Genomic DNA, 1617 nt, shown 5'->3' with positions numbered 1-1617 from the left:
GTACTTTTGATTTATGCGGTGACATTTTCAGGTGTGGTTGTGGTCGCAATAGCCATGCGCAAATTACTGTTTCGCAGCTCATTTATCAGCCGAACAACGCCGGGACGCAAAGTAATCGTTTTGTTTTCTAATAGCGCGACGTAATGTTTGGTTTTTGAGGTATGTAATTCTTTAATAAGTTCAGTCAGGTCACCGGCAAACTCAAAACCGGTATTAAAGTCCGATAAATAATATCTAATACGTTCCTTACCGCCTGTTACAGCTAGCAATTCACCATATAAGGCTTCATCCCAATACCAATCTAATTGGTGTTGTTCAAATGCTTTATTGAAGGCAATTCGGTGTCCATCACGCTCAGTTTCAGCTAGAGTGCCATCAACATCAAAAATTACTGCTTTTAATTGCTTCATTGCTCGTTTTTTACTCCAAAAATAATATAAAATAGAAGTTAATTTTTTGCACATCAAGGTTACGTCTGGTATAGATGCGGCCTTAAATTTTCAATTGTTAAGAGGTTTTGCGACATGGATTCAACACAACGTGATGCTAAATTCGTCCCCTATGTTGAGAAACAAGGGGAAGAATACATGGATACGGATCAGAACCTACACTTCCGTGGCATCCTAGAAAGCTGGAAAGCAAACTTAATGGCCGAAGTCGATCGTACTGTACATCACATGCAAGATGATGCTGCTAACTTTCCGGACCCCAATGACCGCGCAACTCAAGAAGAAGAGTTTACTCTCGAACTTCGTACACGTGATCGTGAACGCAAGCTAATCAAAAAAATTGAAGAGTCTTTAGTTGATCTAGAAAAAGGTGATTACGGCTACTGTGAGGCATGCGGTGTCGAGATTGGTATTCGCCGTCTTGAAGCTCGGCCTACGGCTACATTATGTATCGACTGCAAAACACTGGCTGAAATTAGAGAAAAGAATCGCGTTTAACTACCGCTGACTTATCCTCTGCCTAGTTTGTTATTAGGCAAAAAAATGCCCCGGACTCCGGGGCATTTTTGTATCTAAGTATTGCTAAAACTAATTATAGTTTGTCTGCATTCTTAGCTAAGTAATCTGCAACACCCGCTGCATCAGGTTTCATACCTTCATCACCTTTTTGCCAACCAGCTGGACATACTTCGCCATGCTCTTCAGTAAATTGTAATGCATCAACTAAACGCAACATTTCATCTACTTCACGACCTAATGGCAGATCGTTAACGACTTGGTGACGAACAATACCTTCTTTATCAATCAAGAAAGAACCACGTAACGCAATACCAGCTGGGTGCTTAACACCATATGCTTCAACAATTTCATGTTGGATATCAGCAACCAATGGGAAATCAATTTGGCCGATACCACCATCTTTTACCGCAGTATTACGCCATGCTAGATGGGTAAACTGTGAATCGATAGAAACACCAATCACTTGAACACCACGTTTTTTGAATTCCGCTACACGGTGATGATGAGCAATGATTTCTGATGGGCAAACGAAAGTAAAATCTAATGGGTAAAAGAATAAAACGACGTATTGACCTTTATAATCAGATAATGAAAACTCTTCGTTAATGCTGTTATCAGGCATAACTGCAGCTGCAGTAAAATCGGGTGC

At 40.6% G+C, this 1617-nt stretch carries 3 protein-coding genes; 1 reads left to right on the top strand and 2 read right to left on the bottom strand.

Going from position 1 to position 1617, the window contains the following annotated elements; genetic code table 11:
• Window positions 1-11: 11 nt before the first annotated feature.
• Window positions 12-410, bottom strand: coding sequence for an HAD family hydrolase (locus AC3AYF_RS20780; RefSeq protein WP_487780370.1), 399 nt, complete (start codon window positions 408-410; stop codon window positions 12-14).
• A 114-nt stretch (window positions 411-524) separates the two neighbouring features.
• Between AC3AYF_RS20780 and dksA the strand changes: the two genes are divergently transcribed.
• Window positions 525-947 carry an RNA polymerase-binding protein DksA gene (dksA, locus tag AC3AYF_RS20775; RefSeq protein ID WP_487780369.1) on the top strand — a complete coding sequence of 141 codons (423 nt, stop codon included), beginning with the start codon at window positions 525-527 and terminating at the stop codon, window positions 945-947.
• Window positions 948-1041: 94 nt separating this feature from the next.
• Here dksA and AC3AYF_RS20770 read toward each other — a convergent pair.
• The coding region (locus AC3AYF_RS20770) for a peroxiredoxin (protein WP_487780368.1) at window positions 1042-1617 on the bottom strand (576 nt) is incomplete at its 5' end.

This window comes from Salinicola sp. (assembly GCF_982684285.1).
Note: the sequence above shows the minus strand (reverse complement) of the source record. Positions and strands in the feature narration are given on the sequence as shown.

Bases quoted from the DNA above. Each gene is read 5' to 3' on its own strand.
- AC3AYF_RS20780 (WP_487780370.1), bottom strand. From the start codon at position 410: ATGAAGCAATTAAAAGCAGTAATTTTTGATGTTGATGGCACTCTAGCT.
- dksA (WP_487780369.1), top strand. From the start codon at position 525: ATGGATTCAACACAACGTGATGCTAAATTCGTCCCCTATGTTGAGAAA.